General features: G+C 58.0%; 1 protein-coding gene. It reads left to right on the top strand.

Annotation, left to right across the window (positions count from 1 at the left end):
* Nucleotides 1–281: hypothetical protein (locus Q4563_RS19395; RefSeq protein ID WP_303605679.1), on the top strand; the 281-nt coding region annotated here is incomplete at both ends.

Raw genomic sequence — 281 nt, 5'->3', positions numbered from 1 at the left:
GCCCAATATCGATCCTGAGGTGCAACTGTCCTACAGTGCCGGTAGTGACGATCTGGCACGCTGGTTTGCTCGGGCAGACTCGGGTGCCATGAATTTTGGTGGCCGGGTGATGGCATCGCTATCAAAATCCAGTGCTGATCAATGGCGAGGCCCAGGTCAGGCTGCTGACCAGAATAATATCAGTCTGGCCGGAGAGCAGCAGTTTGGGGCCTTGACTGCCCGGCTGTGGTACACCCGGAGTGAGGGAGAGCAACATGCTTACCGGGCCTTGAGTGCTGAGC

It is taken from the genome of Gilvimarinus sp. 1_MG-2023 (assembly GCF_030548285.1).
The sequence above is the reverse complement of the archived record's forward strand: the minus strand, read 5'-3'. Positions and strand labels throughout refer to the sequence as shown.